This is a genomic window from Micromonospora sp. NPDC051296 (genome assembly GCF_040682255.1).
Lineage (GTDB): Bacteria > Actinomycetota > Actinomycetes > Mycobacteriales > Micromonosporaceae > Micromonospora > Micromonospora craterilacus.
The window spans coordinates 1-1,668 of sequence record NZ_JBFBAO010000641.1; the positions used below are offsets into that span (position 1 = coordinate 1).

The 1,668-nt window shown below is 66.8% G+C and carries 1 protein-coding gene; it reads left to right on the top strand.

Going from position 1 to position 1,668, the window contains the following annotated elements; all coding sequences use genetic code 11:
• Positions 1-246: 246 nt before the first annotated feature.
• Positions 247-1,569, top strand: coding sequence for an IS110 family transposase (locus AB0M52_RS33760; protein WP_363961930.1), 1,323 nt, complete (start codon positions 247-249; stop codon positions 1,567-1,569).
• Positions 1,570-1,668: the final 99 nt, after the last annotated feature.

Sequence of the window (1,668 nt, forward strand, 5' to 3'; positions counted from 1 at the left end):
AACTGTCCAAGTCAGCCGGTCTTTTGGGGACGCCGCGCAGGCGTGAAAATGGTGGGTAGGTCGCCCGCCGACGTCGTGAGATCTTGGCCTGTTTGAGGCCGTGTCCAAGTCTGACGCCGGGGCCCGGACCTGAAGGGTCACGCACTGTTGCTTCGAGCACGCCGGTCAGATTTTCGGTTTCCGACCGAGGCCCCCGGGCGGCCGCCTGTCATATCGGTTGTCGTAGGTGGGGAGGGGTGGGCGAGGATGCGCGGGGTGCCCGAGGAGATTCCGGACGCGGAGTCCGAGCAGGTCCTGGCGCGGGTGTGCGCGGTCGATGTGGCCAAGGAGTCCGGGATGGTGTGTACCCGCGGGCCTGGCTCGTCCGGGCGGCGTGTCAGCCGGGTGTGGCAGGTGGCGGCGACCACGAACGCGGTCGGTGACCTTGCCGCTGATCTGGTGGCGTTGGGGGTGGAGAAGGTCACCGTGGAGAGCACGTCGGACTACTGGCGGATCTGGTTCTACCTGTTCGAGGCTGCCGGGTTGGATGTGCAACTGGTCAACGCCCGTGATGTGAAGAATGTGCCCGGGCGGGCGAAGACCGACAGGCTGGACGCGGTGTGGTTGGCCAAACTCACCGAGAAGGGCCTGTTACGGCCCTCGTTCGTGCCCCCGGCGCCGGTCCGGGTGCTGCGCGATTACACCCGGATGCGGGTCGATCTGGTCCGGGACCGGACCCGTTACTGGTCGCGGTTGGAGAAGCTCCTCGAAGACGCCCTGATCAAGGTCTCGTCGGTGGCGTCGACCCTGAAGACGGTCTCGACACGGGACATGGTCGAGGCGTTGATCGCCGGGCAACGTGATCCGCAGGCCCTGGCCGGCCTGGCCCGCGGCCGGCTACGCGGCAAACACACCGCCCTGATCGAAGCACTCACCGGCCGGTTCGACGCCCATCACGGTGAGCTGGCCCGGATCCTGCTCGACCAGATCGACCGCCTCGACACCGAGATCACGAAGGTCACCACACGGATCGGGCAGTTACTCGACGAGATCGATCCACCCTCCCCACCGCCTGCCCCCGACGGAGACGACCCGCGGCCAGACACCCGCACACGGCTGGCCGAGATCCCGGGAATCAGCACCGAGTCCGCACAACTGATCATCGCCGAGATCGGCCTGGACATGACCCGGTTCCCCACCGCCGGGCACCTGGTGTCCTGGGCGAAACTATGCCCCCGCACCATCCAGTCCGGCACCAACCACACCCCGGGCAAGACCGGCAAAGGCAACCCGTACCTCAAAGGCGCACTCGGTATCGCCGCCGCCAGCGCCGCCCGCGGCAAGACAACATTCCTGTCCGAACGCTACCGACGCGTGGTCAAACGCCGAGGCAAAGGCAAAGCCCTGGTCGCCGTCGCCCGATCCATACTCGTGATCATCTGGCACCTACTGGCCGACCCCACCACCCGCTACCACGACCTCGGCGCCGACTACCACGACCGCCACGTCAACACCACCCGCAAGATCAACAGCCTGATCCGGCAACTCGAAGCCCTCGGCCACAGCGTCACCCTGCAACCCACCACCTGACCCACACCCACACCCCGAACCCGGCCGACCGACCGACACCGGGCCAACCCCGCCTGCCCAAAACCCGTCGCAGTACAGGTCATTTACCGGTCAGATCTC

Excerpts from the sequence above, each read along its gene's own strand:
- AB0M52_RS33760 (WP_363961930.1), top strand. The coding sequence starts at position 247 with ATGCGCGGGGTGCCCGAGGAGATTCCGGACGCGGAGTCCGAGCAGGTC.